Genomic DNA, 4,152 nt, shown 5'->3' on the forward strand with positions numbered 1-4,152 from the left:
AATCGATGCACTTGATCAGGGCGCTCACGTCCTCGGGCTCGATCGCCACGAAGGTGGCGATGCGCAGCTGGTTGCGGCCGAGCTTGCGGTACGGCTCCACATCCACTACGCCGTTGGCCCGCAGCACCTTGGCCACTGCCGCAGCGTCCACCGAGTCGGCGAAGTCGATGGTGGCGATCACGTTGGAACGGTGCTCAGGGTTCGCCACATACGGGGTGGTCAAGGGATTGGTCTCTGCCCACTCGTAGACCCGGCCGGCCGAATCCGCCGTCCGCTTGGCGGCGAAGTCCAGGCCGCCCTGGGCGTTCAGCCACTCGACTTGGGCGTTGAGGGTCACCAGCGTGGACAGCGCCGGAGTGTTGTAGGTCTGGTTCTTCAGCGAGTTGTCGATTGCGGTGGACAGGTTCAGGAAGTCCGGGATCCAGCGGTCGGTCGCGGAGATCTTCGCGGCGCGCTCCAGCGCGGCAGGGGAGAAGAGGCCCAGCCACAGGCCGCCGTCGGAGGCGAAGTTCTTCTGCGGCGAGAAGTAGTAGACATCAGGCTGGGAAACGTCCACGTTGAGGCCGCCCGCGGCGGAGGTCGCATCGATGAGGACCAGGGCGCCTTCATCCGCACCTGCTACCCGCTGGACCGGCGCGGCGACGCCGGTGGAGGTTTCGTTCTGTGCCCAGGCGTAGACATCGACGCCGGCCTCGGCGGACGGGGTTGGCAGGGAGCCGGGCTCCGACTTGATGATGGAGGACGCCTCGAGGAACGGCGCCTTGTCCGTGGCCGAGGCGAACTTGGAGCTGAATTCGCCGAAGGACAGGTGCTGGGCCTTCTTCTCGACGAGGCCGAAGGTGGCGATATCCCAGAAGGCGGTGGCTCCGCCGATGCCAAGGATCACCTCATAGCCTTCCGGCGCTTTGAAGAACTGGCCCAGCCCCTCGCGGATGCTGCCGACCAGGTTCTTCACCGGGGCCTGCCGGTGCGAGGTGCCCAGGATTCCGGGATTCGCCTTCGCCAGTGCGTCGAGCTGCTCCTGGCGGACCTTCGACGGTCCGGCTCCGAAGCGGCCGTCCTTGGGCAGGAGTTCGGTGGGGATGCGGATAGTTGCGTTTTCGCTCATGGCGGCTCCAAACAATTCAGGGCTTTGTGTTGGTTCCTCACATTCTGCCCCAGTGCGGTCCGGCGGAGTTAGTTGAGGACGAATAATTCCCTGCGGCGGGACGCGGCGGGCACGTGGGGATTATCTGGACTCTGTACAAATAAGCTAATCTAAGGGGATGAGCGGCGGCGCGCTCCGCCGCCCGCTGTACCCCGCCTTCCATCCCGCTCTAGGAGCTGAACCGACGTGACAGACCTGATCGATACAACGGAGATGTATCTGCGCACCATCCTGGAGCTGGAGGAAGAAAACATTGTCGCGCTGCGGGCCCGCATTGCGGAACGGCTGCGCCATTCAGGTCCCACCGTCTCCCAGACCATCGGCCGGATGGAGCGGGACGGACTCGTGGTGGTATCCAATGACCGCCGCTTGGAGTTGACGGAAGCGGGCCGCCAGCGTGCCACTGAGGTAATGCGTAAGCACCGCCTCGCGGAACGCCTGCTTGCGGACGTGATCGGGCTGGACTGGGCCTACGTCCATGACGAGGCTTGCCGCTGGGAGCACGTGATGAGCGAGCGGGTGGAGCAGCGCCTGTATGAACTGCTGGGTCGGCCGACGGAATCGCCGTACGGAAATCCGATCCCGGGGCTCGAATCCCTGGGCGGCGAGCCGGCCAGGGGATTCACCGAGGGTGTAATCAACCTGCTGGAAGCCATGCGTGGCTATACCAAGGATTCGGCAGTCACGCTGGTACGGTTGTCCGAGCCGATCCAGGTAGAGCCGGAACTGCTGGCCCAACTGGATGAAGGCGGTCTCCGTCCCGGGGCGAAACTGACGTTGGAAGCGGTGGGCGAATACGTATCCGTCCGCGTTCCGGACATCGAGGGGGCTCTGGAACTGCCGCCAGAGGTCGCTGTACACGTCTTCGTGTCCGTCGCCTGACCAGTCCCCCGGAAACGCGGCGCAGGGACCTTCCTGTCCGCAATCTTGCCTGTCCGCAGACCGGCAGGTACGGCCGGAAGATGCGGCCGGCAATGGCGCGATGACGCGCCGTGATTTCCGCCATTTGGCCGAGCTGGCCATGTTGGATGCGTCACATGCCCCACTAGGCAATATGCATAGTGTGGGCGGTCCATACTCTGAAAATCCTTACAATAACGGCCGTTCTGGCTGTCTCTCCGACTTGTGGGATGTCCCAAGAGTTACCCACAGGGAATATAACGAAATTGTAACCGCCCGTTTTGGCTGTTTATAGTTGAGCCCTGGCGCCGAGACCTAGGCGTTATCGGATCCGCAGCCGAGCCCTGTCAGCGGATGCGATGTTTCAACCCACCTTGACAGGGGCGGAGGACCCATTGAGCGGCAGTTTCTGATCAACGTCTGATCGACTGCCTTGGGGTGAAGTCTCCAAATAACCGCAAAACAACCATGTCCTGCATGGGTGATTTGCGGTGCCTGGAGGCCGAGTTTCTCTACTCGAATCCGACAGCTAACTTCGCAGGCTTCAGGAGAGGGAAACTTTTGTCTAAGCACAAAGCAACGGGAGGCTTCCGTTCAGCCTCCCCGGCAGCCGATCGGAACCCGCGTGGCGGCCAGCATGCCAGCCGCCGGGCCTCCGAAGCCCGTCCGTCCGTCGCGGGCAAGGGCCTGGGCCAGAAGATGGGAGTCGTTGCCGCGGCTTCCGGCTTGGCGCTCACCGTCCTGATGCCTTCGGCCTCTGCAGTGGGGGATCAGCCCGCCGCGGACCAGCCCGCCGCTGCCCCCGTGGTCGAACCGGCCGTCAATGCGAGCGTCTCCGCCGCTGCAGGCACCACGGTCGACTTCACGCGCTCCGGGCTGTCCAGCAGCTTCGATCCGGACGCCAAACTGCATCAGGTAATGGTTGCTTCGGGTGGAGATATCCAGCGAACGGCCGCCAAGGGCACCCTGTCCCAGCCGATCGCGGAGCTCAAACTGACTTCTCCGTTCGGCTACCGTATTTCCCCGATCACCGGCGCAAGCGGCGAACTACACACCGGCCAGGACTACGGCTCCGCCTGCGGAACCCCGGTCCAGACGGCCGCGGGGGGCACTGTGAAGTCCGCCGGATGGCATGCCTATGGCGGCGGAAACCGTGTGGAAGTAGACCATGGCAACGGCCTGGTGACTACCTACAACCACATGTCCGCCATCGATGTGAAGGTGGGCCAGGTGCTGGAGCGTGGGGACGGCGTCGGCAAGGTTGGCAGCACCGGTGCTTCGACGGGATGCCATCTGCATTTCGAAGTGATGCTCAAGGACAAGCACGTGGACCCGCTGGGCTGGCTGTAACCGAGTCCACACCATTCCGTGATCAGAATGTGACATTGGAATAAATCTGTTATAGCGTTCAACCCGTGCCAAATTCGAAAAGGATTGGCACCCTCGAGCAGATTGCCTAGCTCTGCCACTGTCCGAGGTCCGTTCGCATCTTCGCATGGCAGGGGCGGGGGAACCACTTTCGGGCTTCTGGGGAAGCCCTTGGGGTTAAGTCGCACAGCGTACTGGGCTACCAGTGCTGCCGTACGGCCGGATGACTCCCATCCGAATCCGACAGCTCACCTCGCAGGCATTGGGAGAGGTAATCATCCATGTCCGCACGCACTGCCAGCCGCCATCGCGCTGCTACTGTTCGCACCAGCCCCCTGACCACCATTTCCAAGGCCGTTTCCGCCAATGCCGGTTCCTTCGGCCGCCAGGCTGCCGTGGTGGCCGCCGCTTCCGGCCTGGTGCTGGCCAGCGGCGTCTCCGCAAACGCCGCGGGCGCGCCCGCGCTTCGTGAGGCTGTGACCACGCCGCTGACCATCCAGGCCCAGGTGCCAGTCCAGGCCCCGGCCGAGGCTCAAATCAGCTTCGATCGCCCCAAGGTGTCTTCCATTGCTGCACCGGTCGTCGAGCAGACCCCGGCCGTTGAAGCTCCGGCAGCCGAAGCTCCGGCTGCGCCGGCTGCCGCAGCCCCCGCCGCGCCGGCTCGTGCCGCGGCCCCCGCGGTGGCAGCTCCTGCAGCTGCGCCTGCCGCACAGGTCCAGCGCGCCGCCGCACCGGCC

3 protein-coding genes, 1 pseudogene and 2 riboswitches are annotated in these 4,152 nt (G+C 64.2%); of the genes and pseudogenes, 3 read left to right on the forward strand and 1 reads right to left on the reverse strand.

Translation table 11 applies throughout. The features are described from left to right. A partial coding sequence (serC, locus tag AC5RW2_RS40950; RefSeq protein WP_494075290.1) for a phosphoserine transaminase occupies positions 1–1,108 on the reverse strand: 1,108 nt, incomplete at its 3' end. 225 nt (positions 1,109–1,333) lie between these two features. On the opposite strand from serC, the gene AC5RW2_RS40955 reads away from it, so the two are divergent. The 3 genes and pseudogenes from AC5RW2_RS40955 to AC5RW2_RS40965 all read left to right on the forward strand — a co-directional run. Then, positions 1,334–2,029, forward strand: a complete 696-nt coding sequence (locus AC5RW2_RS40955; protein WP_493986432.1) for an iron-dependent transcriptional repressor DtxR — start codon at positions 1,334–1,336, stop codon at positions 2,027–2,029. A gap of 374 nt (positions 2,030–2,403) precedes the next feature. Further along, a riboswitch (cyclic di-AMP (ydaO/yuaA leader) is annotated at positions 2,404–2,607 on the forward strand. Between the two features lies 1 nt (position 2,608). After that, entirely contained in the window at positions 2,609–3,397 is a 789-nt protein-coding gene (locus AC5RW2_RS40960; protein ID WP_493986433.1) for a M23 family metallopeptidase, read from the forward strand. Positions 3,398–3,514: 117 nt separating this feature from the next. Then, positions 3,515–3,691: riboswitch (cyclic di-AMP (ydaO/yuaA leader) on the forward strand. A 5-nt stretch (positions 3,692–3,696) separates the two neighbouring features. Next, positions 3,697–4,152: pseudogene (locus AC5RW2_RS40965) on the forward strand (hypothetical protein); the annotation flags it as partial.

The organism is Arthrobacter sp. B0316-1-20 (assembly GCF_059091865.1).